The organism is Uliginosibacterium sp. H1 (assembly GCF_036017065.1).
Taxonomy (GTDB): Bacteria; Pseudomonadota; Gammaproteobacteria; order Burkholderiales; family Rhodocyclaceae; genus Uliginosibacterium.
The window spans coordinates 1,762,891-1,777,430 of the sequence record NZ_JAYXHR010000001.1; the positions used below are offsets into that span (position 1 = coordinate 1,762,891).

15 protein-coding genes are annotated in these 14,540 nt (G+C 68.0%); 8 read left to right on the forward strand and 7 right to left on the reverse strand.

What is annotated here, in order from left to right; genetic code table 11:
* The first annotated feature begins 70 nt into the window (after nt 1–70).
* Both VVD47_RS07950 and VVD47_RS07955 read left to right on the forward strand, forming a co-directional pair.
* A complete protein-coding gene (locus VVD47_RS07950; protein WP_327603201.1) occupies nt 71–1,033 on the forward strand; it encodes a serine hydrolase in 963 nt (320 codons plus the stop codon).
* 22 nt (nt 1,034–1,055) lie between these two features.
* Entirely contained in the window at nt 1,056–1,883 is an 828-nt protein-coding gene (locus tag VVD47_RS07955; RefSeq protein ID WP_327602868.1) for a ferritin-like domain-containing protein, read from the forward strand.
* A gap of 36 nt (nt 1,884–1,919) precedes the next feature.
* Here the strand turns inward: VVD47_RS07955 and VVD47_RS07960 are convergent, their stop codons facing one another.
* The 5 genes from VVD47_RS07960 to VVD47_RS07980 form a co-directional block, all read right to left on the reverse strand.
* Nucleotides 1,920–2,510, reverse strand: a complete 591-nt coding sequence (locus tag VVD47_RS07960; protein WP_327602869.1) for a malonic semialdehyde reductase — start codon at nt 2,508–2,510, stop codon at nt 1,920–1,922.
* Between the two features lie 36 nt (nt 2,511–2,546).
* Complete coding sequence (locus VVD47_RS07965; RefSeq protein WP_327602870.1) at nt 2,547–3,167, reverse strand: glutathione S-transferase family protein; 621 nt, start codon at nt 3,165–3,167, stop codon at nt 2,547–2,549.
* A gap of 92 nt (nt 3,168–3,259) precedes the next feature.
* Nucleotides 3,260–3,721 carry a RidA family protein gene (locus VVD47_RS07970; RefSeq protein WP_327602871.1) on the reverse strand — a complete coding sequence of 154 codons (462 nt, stop codon included), beginning with the start codon at nt 3,719–3,721 and terminating at the stop codon, nt 3,260–3,262.
* Nucleotides 3,711–4,520, reverse strand: a complete 810-nt coding sequence (locus tag VVD47_RS07975; RefSeq protein ID WP_327602872.1) for a class I SAM-dependent methyltransferase — start codon at nt 4,518–4,520, stop codon at nt 3,711–3,713. Before VVD47_RS07975 ends, VVD47_RS07970 begins: the two co-directional genes overlap by 11 nt.
* Before the next feature lie 144 nt (nt 4,521–4,664).
* Nucleotides 4,665–5,528 (reverse strand): ABC transporter ATP-binding protein, encoded by an 864-nt coding sequence (locus VVD47_RS07980; RefSeq protein WP_327602873.1) that lies wholly within the window; start codon nt 5,526–5,528, stop codon nt 4,665–4,667.
* Nucleotides 5,529–5,823: 295 nt separating this feature from the next.
* Between VVD47_RS07980 and VVD47_RS07985 the strand changes: the two genes are divergently transcribed.
* From VVD47_RS07985 to VVD47_RS08010, 6 genes are all read left to right on the forward strand, one after another.
* A complete protein-coding gene (locus VVD47_RS07985) occupies nt 5,824–7,044 on the forward strand; it encodes an MFS transporter (RefSeq protein ID WP_327602874.1) in 1,221 nt (406 codons plus the stop codon).
* Nucleotides 7,045–7,328: 284 nt separating this feature from the next.
* On the forward strand, nt 7,329–8,867 hold the full coding sequence (locus VVD47_RS07990) for an amidohydrolase family protein (protein ID WP_327602875.1): 1,539 nt from the start codon (nt 7,329–7,331) through the stop codon (nt 8,865–8,867).
* A gap of 246 nt (nt 8,868–9,113) precedes the next feature.
* Nucleotides 9,114–10,109 carry an aliphatic sulfonate ABC transporter substrate-binding protein gene (locus VVD47_RS07995; RefSeq protein ID WP_327602876.1) on the forward strand — a complete coding sequence of 332 codons (996 nt, stop codon included), beginning with the start codon at nt 9,114–9,116 and terminating at the stop codon, nt 10,107–10,109.
* Between the two features lie 4 nt (nt 10,110–10,113).
* Nucleotides 10,114–10,968 (forward strand): ABC transporter permease, encoded by an 855-nt coding sequence (locus VVD47_RS08000; protein ID WP_327602877.1) that lies wholly within the window; start codon nt 10,114–10,116, stop codon nt 10,966–10,968.
* Between the two features lie 15 nt (nt 10,969–10,983).
* Nucleotides 10,984–11,721, forward strand: a complete 738-nt coding sequence (locus VVD47_RS08005; RefSeq protein WP_327602878.1) for an ABC transporter ATP-binding protein — start codon at nt 10,984–10,986, stop codon at nt 11,719–11,721.
* A 24-nt stretch (nt 11,722–11,745) separates the two neighbouring features.
* The gene (locus VVD47_RS08010; protein ID WP_327602879.1) at nt 11,746–12,921 is read left to right on the forward strand and encodes an acyl-CoA dehydrogenase family protein; all 1,176 of its coding nucleotides are present in this window, start codon (nt 11,746–11,748) and stop codon (nt 12,919–12,921) included.
* A 188-nt stretch (nt 12,922–13,109) separates the two neighbouring features.
* Here the strand turns inward: VVD47_RS08010 and VVD47_RS08015 are convergent, their stop codons facing one another.
* Entirely contained in the window at nt 13,110–13,838 is a 729-nt protein-coding gene (locus VVD47_RS08015; RefSeq protein WP_327602880.1) for a sulfite exporter TauE/SafE family protein, read from the reverse strand.
* Nucleotides 13,835–14,446, reverse strand: coding sequence for a histidine phosphatase family protein (locus VVD47_RS08020; RefSeq protein WP_327602881.1), 612 nt, complete (start codon nt 14,444–14,446; stop codon nt 13,835–13,837). The genes VVD47_RS08015 and VVD47_RS08020 overlap by 4 nt, the downstream gene beginning before the upstream one ends.
* Nucleotides 14,447–14,540 lie beyond the last annotated feature (94 nt).

The window sequence follows — 14,540 nt, forward strand, 5'->3', positions numbered from 1 at the left end:
CTGGCAGGACGCGCTGGGCGAGCAGATCGATCGCATCGACCGGCAGTCGACCGGCAAGCTGGGCGTGTACGTGAAGCGCCTGTCGACCGGCGAAACCTACTCGCACGCGGCCGACCAGCCCTGGTATCTCAGCTCCACCGTGAAGGTGCCGATCGCCATCACCGTGCTGCGCCAGGTAGACGCCGGCAAGCTGAGCCTGCAGACGCCGCTGACGCTGCAGGAACAGGACAAGGTGGATGGCGCCGGCGAGCTGTCCTGGGCGGAGAACGGCAGCCGGTACACCGTGGAATCGCTGCTGACCCGCATGCTGGGCGTGAGTGACAACACCGCCGCCAACCTGCTGATCCGCACCGTGGGGATCGACAACCTGAACAGCACCGCGAAATCGCTGCTGGGCAGCAAGGTGGAGCTCACCAGCTTCGTGACCGTGCGCCGCGAGATCTACGCGGAACTGCACCCGGATGCACGCAGGCTCGACAACCAGCAGCTCATCAAGGTGGCCGGCCCGGACATCGGCCCGCAACGCGTCGCGGCAGTGCGCCGCGAGTTGGACCTGCGCGAGCGGGACCTGAAGGCGAAGAACTTCAGCGAAGCCTATGCGCGCTACTACCAGCGCGGCATGAACACCGCGACGCTGCAGGGCTACGGCGACATGCTGGAGCAACTGGTGCGCGGCAAGCTGCTGTCGGCGCAAAGTACCCAGGCGATCTTCAAGATGATGAAGTACGGCCGCCGCGGCGATTACCGGCTGGAAGGCGGCATCCCCAAGAGCGAGATGATCATCCACAAGACCGGCACCCAGCACCGGCGCGCCTGCCACATGGCGGTGATCAACCCGCAGGACGTCGCGCGCGCCATCGTGGTGACGACCTGCGCGTCGGACATCAACGACCGCACGGAAGCCGGCGTGGTGTTCCAGCGCGTCGGCAAGGCGGTATCGGACGTGCTGATCAGCCGGACGGAGGCGGAGAGCCAGGCCGTGCGCAAGCCTGCCCCGCTCGCCGGCGCGGCAGCCGGAACCACCCCTCGCTGAAGCGCCGGACGACAGGAACCCCATGCGCGCAAACGACCTGCGTCTGCCGGACTGGACCCTGGACACCGTCCCCTGGGACCGCGTGGATCGCGACGCGGCACGCCGCCAGGGACAACTGCTGGACCTGGTTGCCGCGGCCTCGTTCGTGGAGATCGCCTCCGACCTCTACACCCGCAACCTCGCAAGCTACGCGCAGGGTAACGAGAGCCTGACCCGCTGGCTGGCCACCGGCTGGGAGCACGAGGAAATGCGCCACGGCCATGTGCTGCGCGACTACGTCCGCCACGTCGATCCGGACTTCGACTGGCAGGCCGCCTACACAGCCTTCTTCGCCGAGTACTCGGCCCTGTGCACGCTGGACGAGTTCGAGCCCACGCCGGGGCTGGAGATGGCGGCACGCTGCGTGGTGGAGACCGGCACCGCCACCTACTACGAGGCACTCAGCCTCGCGGCGAAGGAGCCGGTGCTGGCCGGCATCACCGCCCTGATCCGCGCCGACGAGGTGCGCCACTTCAAGCACTTCTATCGCTACTTCCGCGACTACCAGGAACGCGAATCCCATGGCCGCCTGCGCGTGTTGCGCGTGGTGCTGAAGCGCGTCATCGAGGCCCGCAACAGCGACGCCGAATGCGCGCTGTGGCACGTCTTCCACACCCGCCATGCTGGTGAGCGCCGCAACGGCGCCGCGTTCCGCGAATTCTGCCGGGCCAGCACCCGCGCCGTCATGCGCCATTACCCGATCGGCATGGCGATACGGATGGCGCTGAAGCCGGTCGACCTCGCCCCGTCCGTCGCCCGCAGGGTGGAGCCTGCGCTGGAGTGGGCGGCGCGACGCGTGCTCACGCTGTGAGCCCGCGCCCGCACTCCTGCCACGTCACCTCGCGGGTCAGACGATGCGCGCCACCTCGTCGAAGTCCAGGCGAGGGCCACGCGGCACCAGCTTCGACGGATCGCCGTAGCCGAGGTTGGCAAGGAAGTTGGCCTTCCAGCGACCGTCCGGGAAGAAAGCCGCGTTCACCACGTCCGGCTTGAAGCCGGACATCGGCCCGACATCCAGCCCCAGGGCGCGCGCCGCTACGATCAGGTAGGCCGCCTGCAGGTTGCCGCTGCGCAGCGCCGTCGGCTCGACCAGCGCCGGCGTGTCGTCGAACAGGGCCTTGGCGCTGGGCTTGTCCCACTGCGTGCCCAGATGCTGGTGGAACTGCGTGTCGTAGGCGAACACCACCGTCAGCGGCGCGGCAAGCGTCTTGTCGCGGTTGCCGGACGACAGCGCGGGCGCGAGCAACTCCTTCGCCTCCTTCGAGCGGACGAACAGGTAGCGGCCGGGCTGCGCGTTGAAGGCCGTCGGCCCCCACTTCAGCAACTCGTACAGCTCCCGGATGGTCGCGTCGTCGATGGCACGCGGCAGGAAGGCGGGGTAGGTGCGCGCCTGGCGGAACAGCTGGTCCAGGGCGCGGTCGTCAAGGCGTTCAGGCATGCAGGCTCCGCGGGTTCGGTCGTAGGCAGTCGGTGTTCAATCGGTATTCTCCAGCGCCAGGGCGGCTTTCACCGCGCTACGCGCATGGTAGCGGTCGCCGTAGGCAGCTAGGCCGGGATACTCCTTCGCGGCGTCGATGCCGGCACGCGGCAGCCAGCCGATGAACACGCCGAGGTAGGCATCCGCCGCCGTGAAGCGTTCCCCCACCGCCCAGGTCTTCCCTTCCAGCCTGCGCTGGATGGCGGACAGCAGGTCGCGCAGGCGCGTCAGCCCTTGCGCGCGCACCGCCGGGAACTGCGCTTCGTCGGGGTGGAACAGGTTGGGCCGGTTGACGGCGCGGAAAGCCGGATGCAGGTCGGAGTTCACCAGGCCGATCCACTCCTGGATGCGCGCACGCTCGACGCTGCCTGCCGCTGCGATGAGGCCGGCCTGCGGCTTCAGGTCGGCGAGGTACGGCAGGATGGCGGCGTTCTCGGTGATCACCTCGCCCTCGTCGGTCACCAGCGTCGGCACACGGCCCAGCGGGTTGACCTTGAAGATGGGGGAATCCGGCTGGCGCAGCGGCACCTTGACGATCTCGTGGGCGATGCCCAGCTCCTTGAGCACGACGTGCGCGCCCAGCGAGCAGGCGCCTTTTGCGACATACAGCTTCGGCATGGTGAGTCCTTGTGAGGTGGATATGTGGAACGGAAGACGCCGCCAGTGCTGCCGACGGCCAGGAAAGAATTGAGGAGAGGGGAATTAAGGGATCAGGTCCCGGGCCTGACCGCAACGGTCGCGGCCAGCAGCAAGGGCAGGCCACCACGCAGCGAGTGGGCGCCCGTGACGCTGCGCACATGCACGCCCCGCTCGCCCAGCGCCTCGTGCAGCAGGGCGGAGGCGGCATCCACCACCTCGTCATGCGCATCGAAGTCCGCGGTGGTGTTCAGCACGGCGCGCAGCTCCACGAGTTGCTGCACGCCGTCCAGCGAGCCGAGCGTGTCCTGCACCCGTGCGAGCAACGCCTCGGCCGCGGAGCGCGCAAGTCGCCGGCCGGCCTCGACGTCGAATGCCTGGCCCAGCTTGCCACGCGGCAGGACGCCCGCTTCCGGCAGCGGGCCCTGCTCGCCGATGAACAGCAGGTTGCGGCTGCGTACGACGCTCGCCACGCCATGGGCATCGGCGAGGAACGCGCCGGACACGATGGCCTGCGGTGGCAGTTCAGCGCCCATCCGGAGCCGAGGCCACGAGGAAGAACAGGTTGCGATGCAGGAGGATGCCCTGCGGCCCGCGACGCGCGAGCAGGCGCTCCTGCAAGGTGTTCAGCACCTTCGCGCGCACGTCCGGCAGGTAGTCGGTCAGGAAGTTGCCGAAGGAGCTGGCGAAGTAGAAGTCCAGCACCGATCCGACGTCGGGAAAGTAGTCGGCGAAGCGGCGCAGTTCCAGCCGTTCCAGCAGCAGGCCGGCCACTTCCAGTTGCTCGGTGAGCTCCGCCGCACTGACACGATGCGGCGTGCTGCCATTGACCACGGCACTGTTCAGGGCATGGCTTGCCAGCGCATCGATGAGCACCCGCTGCACGTCATGCGGGCGCTCGCGCGAGGCCACGCTGATGCCCAGGCGACCGCCCGGCTTCAGCACCCGGCGCACGCCGGCCAGCACGCTGCGCTTGTCCGGCAGCCAGTGGTACACGCTGTTGAGGTACACCACGTCGAAGCTCGCGTCCGCGAAGGCAGACAGGTCCTCCGCCCGCCCCACGCTGACGTGATGGTTGGCCGACGCACGCCGACGCGCGATGTCGACGCGCAGCGGCAGCGGGTCGATGCCCAGCACCTCGCCCTGAGGCCCGACACGCTCGCTCGCCACGTGCTCGCCGAGGCGGCCGGTGCCGCAGCCGATGTCCAGCACGCGCTGGCCGGGCTGGAGAGCCAGGTCGTCGAGCAGCAGCAGGCCGTGCTGGTACTGCTTGTCGCTGACGGTGTCGTACTTCTCGGCCAGCTCGGCCGAATCGAGTTGAAGGCTGGGCGGCATCGTTCTACGGGAAGGCGCAAGAGCATGAAGGGGAGCGTGGCGACACCGGTTCCTGCAACCGAGTGGCCGGGCGCATCGCCGCTGAAGGCACGCGTGGGACGGCAAGGCGATGCAGCAACGCCGGGATCATTTCTGTGCGCCTTCCTACCAGGCGAACACGAGATCCTGCGCACGGGGCTCCGGCCGCGTATCCACCAGCTGGTCCGGCGGCAGGTGGCTGAACTCGCGCAGCACGTCCTCCTTGATGCGGTTCAGTTCGTGGTCGTGCCGGTTGCGCGGATGCGGCACGGGCACCGGCACGATGCGCTTGATGCGCCCCGGGCGCGGCTGCATGACGACGATGCGGTCGCCGAGGAACACGGCCTCCTCCACGTCGTGCGTCACCAGGATCATGGTGATCTTCTCGGTCTGCCAGATGCGCTGCAGCTCCTGCTGCAGGTTGGCGCGGGTCAGCGCGTCCAGCGCGCCGAAGGGCTCGTCCAGCAGCAGGATCTCGGGGCGGTTCACCAGCCCGCGGGCGATCGCCACGCGCTGCGACATGCCGCCGGACAACTGGTGCGGATACGCCTTCTCGAAACCCTGCAGGCCCACCAGGTCGACGTGGTCCTGGATCGCCTTGCGCTTGGCGGCCTCGGACAGGTCGGAGTTCTGCAACGCGGCGCCGATGTTCTGCTCCACGGTCAGCCAGGGAAACAGGCGATGCTCCTGGAACACGATGCCGCGCTTGAGGCTGGTGCCGCGGATGCGCTCGCCGTCCAGCTGGATGTCGCCTTGGTAGTCGTCGTCCAGCCCGATGGCCAACCGCAGCAGGGTGGACTTTCCGCAGCCGCTGCTGCCGACGATGCTGACGAACTCGCCGGGCTTCACGTCGAGGTTGATGCCGTCCAGCACCTGGAGCGCCTCACCCTTCACCTCGTACTGCTTGCTGATGTTGCTGAAACGCAGGGTTCCACTTGCGTGTTCCTGTGTTTGTGTGTGTGCCTGGGGTTGTGTATGAACGACGCTCATCGACCATCTCCTGTGAAGTGCCGGGCGACCCTTCCGGTCACCGTGTCACACCACACTTAGCAGAGTGCATGCCAACGGCGTCGCCGCGCCACGGGCAAGGGGTTTGCAGGCTTACACCCGGAGAACAGGCGCCGCGAGGCTGCCGGCTTTCCAGCAGCCGGCGCGCGCGCATGCGCAGATCGCAGCAGTGACAGCGCGCGGCTGCGGGCCACGCCGCCCGCCCGGCCGGACTCGCCGGTCGTGGCCCGGAACCTGCGTAACCGACAATCTCCCGACGCCACCGCAAACCGAGTCCATGTCCACCAGCGCCAGCCCCTTCTCCGCCTTCGTCACCCGCCACCGCTTCCTGATCCTCTTCGCAGTCCTGTCCTCGCTGATGGGGACCAGCGTCGGCATCGCCAAGGTGGCGACCTCGCTGTACGCAGTGCAGCTGGGCGCCAATGAATCGCTGCTGGGCCTCATCGCCGCCGCGCAGATGGTGGGCATCCTGTTCGTCAGCATTCCCATCGGCATCCTGGTGGACAACTGGGGGCCCGCCAGGCTCTTCGTCATCGGCACCCTGCTGGCCGGCACGACCTACGTGCTGCTGCCCCTCATCCCCTCCACCGCCTTCCTGCTGGCGTGCACGGCGGCGATCAGCTTCTTCATGCCGATGCGCTTCGTGTCGCTGAACGCCGTGTTCATGGCGCAGCTGGAAGCGGTCGGCGAGAGCAAGGCCGGCTGGTACCGCGGCACCCACATGATCGGCATGTTCCTGCTCGGCCCCGTGGTGGCCGCGGCGGCGGTGCGCGGCGTGGGCTACAGCGGCACCTACTGGATGATCGCCGCGCTGTTCTTCCTCACCGTCTTCGTGTCGCCCATCGTGTTCCGCGGCTACACCCCGCGCCCGGAGCAGCGCCGCCGCCTGAGCTTCGCCGAGCTGCTGGCGCAACTGCGCCTGCTGCGCCACGAGCCGGAACTGCGCAGCGCCTGCCTGCTGGAAGCCTGCGGCCAGGGCATCAACGGCTTCTACGTATTCTTCATCGTGGCGATCGCCCTCCAGACGCTGGGCATGAGTGCCGCCGAGGCCACCCAGCTCATCACCGCACAGGGCATCAGCTTCATCGTCGCCTTGTTCCTGCTCGGTGGCCTGGTCTCGCGCCTGGGCCATGCCCGCGCCTACCCGGCGAGCTTCGCGCTGGTGGCGGTGTCGCTGGGCCTGCTGGGCAGCACGCAACTGCGGCCGCTGCTGCTGCTCGCGGCCCTGTTGCTGGGCCTGGGACTGGGTGGCATCCAGATCATGAACCTGACCCGCTTCGCACGCATCGGCGCCCAACTGGGGCGCGGCAAGGTGGCCGCGCTCAACGCGCTGGCCGGCCCGGCCGGCACCTTTTTCGGCAGCCTGGCCGGTGGCGCGCTGGGCCAGTTGATCGGCCTGCGCACGGTGTTCCTCGTGTGCAGCGCGGCCGCTGCCGTGCTGTTCGTCGGCGCACTGCAGAAGCTGCTGGCGACGCGCAGCGCCAGCGAGCCCGCATAGGGGCGACACGCCGCGACGGCGTGTGTGGCAATGCCAACACCACCGGCGCCAGGGTGTTGGCATCCACGCAAGCGGGCGCCTGACCGGGCCCGCCGCAACCCGGCGCAAATCCTTTGCCACTGCGGGTTGGCGCGAATCACGGAAAGGGTGGCACGGTGGTTGCGAAGTGAGCCCTGCAACGAAACACAGCAAGGCGCGCATTCCAGGGAAGTATGCACATCTGCATACCTGCCCGTCACCGCGCCGCTGCCGTCCGCTCAACCTTGCAACGGAGCTTCGCCAAAATGAACGATCGCCTCTCGCGCCTGCAGCTGTCGCCCTCGGTGGCGGTGAAGCAGCAACTCGATTACCCCGTCATCGACACCGACGTGCACGTCAATGACTACACGCCGGACCTGGAGGACTACGTCTCCAACTACGGCGGCGTGCATCTGGTCGACCACCTGCGCAAGGCCAGCGCGGACCGCACTGCGCGCGGCGGCGTCTCCAATGGCAAGAACTGGTACGAGCAGACACCGGAGGAGCGCCAGTACTACCGCACCATCCGCTCGCCCTGGTGGGCGCGCGTCACCAAGAACACGCTGGACGTCGCCACCTACCACCTGCCCGAGCTGTTCGCCGAGCGCCAGGCGGAACAGGGCTCCGACTACTCGGTGCTGTTCCCGAACAACGTGCTGGCGCCGCTGGGCGTGCGCGACAAGGACTCACGCACTGCACTGTCGCGCGCCATCAACCACTACCACGCCGACCTGTGGCGCAAGTACAGCGCCCACCTGACGCCCGTCGCCGGCATCCCGCTGCACACGCCGGAGGAAGGCATCGCCGAACTCGACTTCGCGATCAACACGCTGGGCCTGAAGGCGATCAACATCGCCGGCAGCGTGAGCCGCCCCATCAAGGCGCTGGCCGACAAGTTCCCGCTCGACCAGCATCCGGAACTGCGCAAGTACATCTCCTACCAGGACTTCCTCGCGCTCGACAGCGAGTACGACTACGACCCGTTCTGGGCGCGCGTGGTGGAACTGGGCGTGCCCATCCTCACGCACTACGGCAGCCAGGGCTGGACCGGCCGCAGCTCCATCTCCAACTACATGAACAACCACATCGGCCACTTCGCCGATGGCACCGAGGCCTTCGCCAAGGCGCTGTTTTTCGGCGGCGTGACGAAGCGCTTCCCGAAGCTGCGCGCCGGCTTCCTGGAAGGTGGTGCCGACTGGGGCGCACGCGTCTACATCCACCTGGTGGACCGCTTCGAGAAGCGCAGCCGCCAGGGCCTGGAGAACTACGACCCGCGCGCCACCGACCGCGCGCAGCTCACCGAGCTGTTCAAGCGCTACGGCGGCGACTTCATCGAAGGCCGCGACATCGAAGGTGAAGCGCTGATCCGCGACACGCTGGGCAAGGGCTACACGCACGACGCACGCCGCCCGAAGGACGAAGAGCTGGAAGACTTCGCCGCCTCCGGCGTGCAGAGCGTGGAGGACATCAAGGCGCGCTGGGTGGATAACTTCTTCTTCGGCTCGGAATCCGACGACCGCACCATCGCGCACGCCTTCAACGACAAGGCCAACCCGCTGGGCATCAACATCAACGCCATCTACTCGTCCGACGTCGGCCACTGGGACGTGCCCGACCTCACCCACGCGCTGGCCGAAGCCCATGCGCTGGTGGACGAAGGCGTCATCACCGAAGCCAACTTCAAGGCCTACGTCTTCGAGAACCCCTACCGCCTCTACACCGAAGCCAAGGCTGACTTCTTCAAGGGCACGGCGGTGGAGGAAAAGCTGAAGGGTCTGCAGCCCGCCGCCAGGGCAGCGGCCTGAGACCCACCGCACCGCGTTCATCGGCCTGAGTTTTTCATGCCGCTCGTTCAGGGGCCTTCGGGCCCCTCTTTTTCGTCCCGTGCCGGATCTGACCGGATTTCAACACCTCGCGGACAGTCTGCTTGATACGCAGCAATTGGCTGCCGGCAACGATTTGGTTATCACCGGAAATTCGTTATCGCTGGGCGGGGCGCTCTCTAGACTGCGGCGCATCCAACAACTCATCGCGCAAGACGCGACGCCGCCATGACCCACACCACCCACCTCGGCCGCCTCATCCGCGGCGGTACGGCCTTGCTGGCCGGCCTGCTGCTGTCCGCCAACGCCTTCGCGCAAGGCACGCCGTTGAAGGAACTGAAGCTCGACTACGCCCACTACTCGCCGACCAGCCTGGTGCTGAAGCATCACGGCTGGGTGGAGGAGGAATTCAAGGGCACCGAGGTGAAGTGGGTGCTCAGCCAGGGCAGCAACCGCGCGCTGGAATACCTCAACAGCGGCGCCATCGATGTCGGCTCCACGGCCGGTCTCGCCGCCGTGCTGGCACGCGCGAACGGCAATCCCATCAAGGCGGTGTACATCTACTCGCGCCCGGAATGGACGGCGCTGGTGGTGCCCAAGGATTCGCCGATCAAGTCGATCAAGGATCTCAAGGGCAAGAAGGTCGCCGCGACCAAGGGCACCGACCCCTACCTGTTCCTGCTGCGCGGGCTGCATACCGTCGGCCTGGACCGCAAGGACATCGAGCATGTGAACCTGCAGCACCCGGACGGCCGCGCTGCGCTGGTGAAGGGTGACGTGGATGCGTGGGCCGGCCTCGATCCGCACATGGCCGCCGCCGAACTCGAGAACGGTGCGAAGCTCGTCTACCGCAACGTGGCCTTCAACACCTATGGCTTCCTGAACGCCAGCGAGAACTTCTACAGCAAGAACCCGGACGCCCTGCGCCGCGTCATCAAGGTGTACGAACGCGCCCGCCTGTGGGCCATCGCCAACCCGGATGCGACGGCGAAGATCCTCGCCGACGAAGCGAAGATTCCGCTGGCCGTCGCGCAGCTGCAGCTCAAGCAGCGTACCGACTTCTCCAACCCGCAGCCGGGCACCGAACACGTCGAGGCCCTGAAGGCCGCTGCGCCGATCCTGCTGGAAGAGGAACTCGTGCGTAAAGGCACCGACCTCAACAAGGTGATCACCGACCTGGTCGACACGCGCTTCGCCCAGCCGGTCATCGCTGCGAAGCCCTGATGTCATGAACACCCGGGTGGAATCCGCGGCCACGGCCGCCTGGCCGGCGGCGGCGCAGAACCAGGCGGCCCCGGCTGCCAATGCGGGCGCACGTGAGTTGCGCCTGTGGCAGATCGCCGGCCTCGCGCTGCCGCTGGTGGTCTTCGCCGTGCTGGAAGTCGTGGTGCGCGCGGACCTCGTGCCGCGCAACCTGCTGCCGGCGCCCAGCGAAGTCTTCCAGTCGCTGTGGGACTTGGCCGACGGCGACCTGTGGCGCCACATCGGCGCCAGCGGTGCGCGAGTGCTGGCCGGCTTCGGCATCGGTGCCGCGCTCGCCATCGTGGTCGGCGCAGCAGTCGGCCTGAGCCGGCGCCTGGAGGCCTTGCTGGAGCCCAGCTTCCAGGCCCTGCGTGCCATCCCCTCGCTGGCCTGGGTGCCCCTGCTGCTGCTCTGGCTGGGCATCGACGAGGCACCCAAGATCACCCTGATCGCCATCGGTGCCTTCTTCCCGGTGTATCTCAACCTGGTGTCCGGCATCCACAACGTGGACCGCAAGCTGATCGAGCTGTCCGAGGTGTACCGCCTCGGCCGCGTCGAGCAGGTCCGTCGCATCCTGCTGCCGGCCGCGCTGCCGCAACTCTTCACCGGCCTGCGCAGCGGCCTCAGCCTGGCCTGGATGTTCATGGTGGCGGCCGAACTCATCGCTGCCAGCAAGGGACTCGGCTACCTGCTGACCGATGGCCGCGAAACCAGCCGGCCGGACCTGGTACTGGTCGCCATCCTCGTGCTGGCCATCCTCGGCAAGTTCTCCGACGCGCTGCTCAAGCGCCTGGAAGACCGCTGGTTGGCCTGGCGCGACACGCTGGCGACGCGCGCCTGAAGCAAGGACAAAGACATGGCAGCCCAGATCAACATCCGCGTGCAGGACAAGCGCTTCGGCGACAAGCAGGTGCTGTCGCAGATCGCACTGGACATCGCCCCCGGTGAAGTCGTCAGCCTGCTGGGCCCCAGCGGTTGCGGCAAGAGCACCCTGCTCCGCATCGCCGCCGGCCTCGACACCGATTACCGCGGCTCGCTGCTGCTGGACACGCGCCCCGTCGCCGAGGCACCGCTGGGTGCGGTCGGCGTGGTGTTCCAGGAACCGCGCCTGCTGCCCTGGCTCAGCGTCGCCGACAACGTCGCCTTCGCCAGCGGAAAAGCTGCCGCAAACGTTGCACGCGTCGCTGCGCTGCTCGACGAAGTCGGCCTGCGCGATGCCGGCCCGCTGCTGCCCAAGCAACTCTCCGGCGGCATGGCGCAGCGGGTGGCCATCGCGCGTGCGCTGTACACGCAACCACGCGTGATGCTGCTGGACGAACCCTTCAGCGCGGTGGACGCCTTCACCCGCATGCGCCTGCAGGACCTGCTGCTGAACGTCGCCGCCCACCACGGCACCACGCTGGTCGTCGTCACCCACGACATCGACGAAGCGCTGTACCTCAGCGACCGCATCGTCGTCATGGGCGCGGCCCCGGGGCGCATCCTCGCCGACCTGCGCATCGCGCAGGCCCGCCCGCGCGACCGCCGCGATGCGCAGCTCGCACTGCTGCGCGCAGAGATCCTCGACACGCTGGACGCCGCGCACGCGCTGTAGTCGCTGCGACCCACCCGCTCCGCCATGCCACAGACCATCCATCCCGACTACGCGGCCCGCGTCGAAGCACTGGCCGCCCGACTTGACGCCACCGCCATCGCGCGTGACCGCGCAGGTGGCAGCGCCCTGCACGAGCGCGGCCTGCTGCGTGAATCCGGCCTGCTACCACTGTCGGTGCCACGCGTGTACGGCGGACAGGAAGCACCGTGGCCGTTGCTGCTGCACATCGTGCGGCGCCTCGCCGAGGTGGACAGCTCGCTGGCCCACCTCTACGCCTTCCAGCACCTGCAGGTCGCCACCGTGCTGCTGTTCGCCTGCCCCGCGCAACAGGAGCGCCTGCTGCGCGGCACGCAGGAGCACAACTGGTTCTGGGGCAACGCGATGAACGCGGTGAACAACCAGGCCATCGCCACGCCGGTCGACGGCGGCTTCACGGTCAGCGGCGTCAAGGCCTTCTGCTCCGGCGCCACGGACTCCGACATGCTGATGCTGTCCGCACAACGCGCAGACGGCACGGGATTGATCGTCGCCGGCGTGCCCAGCAGTCGTGCCGGCATCGACATCCGGCAGGACTGGGACAACATGGGCCAGCGCCAGACCGACAGCGGCACGGTGGCCTTCGACAAGCTCTTCATCGCCGACGAGGAAGTGCTCGGCCCGCCGGGTCCGCTGTCCACGCCCCGCTCCACGTTGCGCCCGGTGCTGGCGCAGCTGATCCTGGTGAACCTCTACCTCGGCATCGCCCGCGGCGCACTCGACAGCGCGCTGGCACACACCCGCGACAGCGGCCGCCCCTGGCCGTGGAGCGGCATCGAGCACATCGAGGACGAGCCCTATGTGCTGCAACGCTACGCCGAATACTGGGTGGACCTGAAGGCCGCTGCGCGACTCGGCGACGATGCGGCGGAAGCCTTCCAGCACGCATGGAACGCTGGTGAAGCGCTGACGGAAGCACAGCGTGGCGAGGTGGCCATCCAGGTTGCGGAAGCGAAGATCCTCGCGACGCGCACCGGCCTCGCCATCACCAGCGGCATCTTCGAACAGCTCGGCGCGCGCGCCACCGCCGCGAAGCTGGGCTTCGACCGTTACTGGCGCAACCTGCGTACCCACACCCTGCACGACCCGCTGGACTACAAGAAGCGCGACCTCGGCCGCTGGCTGCTGACCGGCGACGTGCCGAAGCCGAGCTTCTACGCGTAGTTTCTATTCGTAGCCCGGGGTGTTGGGCTTCGCTACGCTCAACCCAACCTACCGCTTCTGCGTGAAGCGACGCTATGGACGTAGGTTGGGTTGAGCGTAGCGAAGCCCAACGGCAACCGACCATCCAGGCACGAACGCAACGCAAGCACTGCAACCAGCACCAAGTCTCGTAGTGCAGCGCGAAGGCCTCAGCGATTCACCGCCAGCAGCGTGACGCCCACCACCAACAGCACCCCGAGGATCGCGCGCTGCGCAGTCGCCGCGTCCAGCCGGTGGTACAGCCGCGCGCCGGCGCGTGCGGGCAGGTACATGGCGGCGAAGGCCAGCGCGGCATAGCCCAGTGTCGGCAGCGTGATGAGCCCGCGCAGCCCGTAGAACGCGATGGTGACGATGTGCACTGCCGTGAAGAAGACCTGCAGTGCCTGCCGGTTCTCTGCGCGTTCGATCGGCTTGTGGCTGCTCCACCATGACGGCAGTGCGCCGACCAGGCCGCACACCCCGCCGAGGAATCCGCCCACCAGGCCGACAAGATAGTCCAGCCGGCTGCGCGCCTGCTTCAGCCTGAACAGGTCACGCCACAGCAGCGACAGGCTGGCGACGACGATCAGCAAGGCGCCGACGCCCAGCTTGAACACGCGCGGGTCCATCCATTGCAGCGTCAGCACGCCCAGCGGCACCGCCGGCAGCCCGCCGACGATGTAGCGCCACGCGATGGGATTGGTGTGCTGCAGGTTGTCCATGCGCATCTGCATGAACTGGCCCGCCAGCGAGCACAGCACCACCAGCGGGCCGGCCAGCGTGGGCTCCAGCGTCCACGCCCAGATCGACATGGCCACCAGGCCGAAGGCGAATCCCGAGAATCCCTGCACGAAACCGGCGAGCACCGCCCCGAGTGCGATGGCGAGATGAAGGTTCAAGCAGTGTCCCTGCCCGGCCGGGAGTGTTCATCGCGCAGCGCGTCTTGCGCCTGCTGCGGCAGTTCGTACACGCCGAACTCCGCGTTGCCGAGCATCGTGCATTGATGGATGTCGGCCTCCGGCAGGTCGTGCAGCAGGAAGTGCACCATGCGCGCGACGAAACCGTGGGCGACCAGCAGCACCGTTTCGCCGGCATGCTCGCGGTGCAGGCGCAGCAGCCCCTGCTCCACGCGGCTGCGCACCGCGCGCATGGTCTCGCCGCCGGGAGGCGCCTCGTCCCACAATCGCACGATGCCGCGCTGCCACAGTTCGGCGTGACGCGTCTCCAGTTCCTGCCGGTTGAGGCCCTCGAACACGCCGTAGTGGCGCTCACGGAACTCCTCGACGAGATGCACCGGCAGGCCGCGCAGGGCGGCCACCGATTCAGCGGTCTGCCGCGCCCGCAGCAGCGGCGATGACACGATGCGCGAGATGTCCGTCGGCAGTTTCTCCGCCAGCAGTACCGCCTGCGCGATACCGGTGTCGTCCAGCGGCGCATCGAGACTGCCCTGGAAACGTTGCTCGCGATTGAGCGCAGTCTGGCCGTGGCGCGCCAGGTAGAGCTTCATCGGAGCAGTCATCGCGCGGGGAATCGGGGTGTCGGGACAGCGATGCTACACCGCGCACCGGGCGCATCGTGGCCGCGACAGCGCGGCGATGCGC

What these genes read in the sequence shown, in the direction of transcription:
- VVD47_RS07955 (WP_327602868.1), top strand. Translation starts at nt 1,056, where the DNA reads ATGCGCGCAAACGACCTGCGTCTGCCGGACTGGACCCTGGACACCGTC.
- VVD47_RS07960 (WP_327602869.1), bottom strand. Translation starts at nt 2,510, where the DNA reads ATGCCTGAACGCCTTGACGACCGCGCCCTGGACCAGCTGTTCCGCCAG.
- VVD47_RS07965 (WP_327602870.1), bottom strand. Translation starts at nt 3,167, where the DNA reads ATGCCGAAGCTGTATGTCGCAAAAGGCGCCTGCTCGCTGGGCGCGCAC.
- VVD47_RS07970 (WP_327602871.1), bottom strand. Translation starts at nt 3,721, where the DNA reads ATGGGCGCTGAACTGCCACCGCAGGCCATCGTGTCCGGCGCGTTCCTC.
- VVD47_RS07975 (WP_327602872.1), bottom strand. Translation starts at nt 4,520, where the DNA reads ATGCCGCCCAGCCTTCAACTCGATTCGGCCGAGCTGGCCGAGAAGTAC.
- VVD47_RS07980 (WP_327602873.1), bottom strand. Translation starts at nt 5,528, where the DNA reads ATGAGCGTCGTTCATACACAACCCCAGGCACACACACAAACACAGGAA.
- VVD47_RS07985 (WP_327602874.1), top strand. Translation starts at nt 5,824, where the DNA reads ATGTCCACCAGCGCCAGCCCCTTCTCCGCCTTCGTCACCCGCCACCGC.
- VVD47_RS07990 (WP_327602875.1), top strand. Translation starts at nt 7,329, where the DNA reads ATGAACGATCGCCTCTCGCGCCTGCAGCTGTCGCCCTCGGTGGCGGTG.
- VVD47_RS07995 (WP_327602876.1), top strand. Translation starts at nt 9,114, where the DNA reads ATGACCCACACCACCCACCTCGGCCGCCTCATCCGCGGCGGTACGGCC.
- VVD47_RS08000 (WP_327602877.1), top strand. Translation starts at nt 10,114, where the DNA reads ATGAACACCCGGGTGGAATCCGCGGCCACGGCCGCCTGGCCGGCGGCG.
- VVD47_RS08005 (WP_327602878.1), top strand. Translation starts at nt 10,984, where the DNA reads ATGGCAGCCCAGATCAACATCCGCGTGCAGGACAAGCGCTTCGGCGAC.
- VVD47_RS08010 (WP_327602879.1), top strand. Translation starts at nt 11,746, where the DNA reads ATGCCACAGACCATCCATCCCGACTACGCGGCCCGCGTCGAAGCACTG.
- VVD47_RS08020 (WP_327602881.1), bottom strand. Translation starts at nt 14,446, where the DNA reads ATGAAGCTCTACCTGGCGCGCCACGGCCAGACTGCGCTCAATCGCGAG.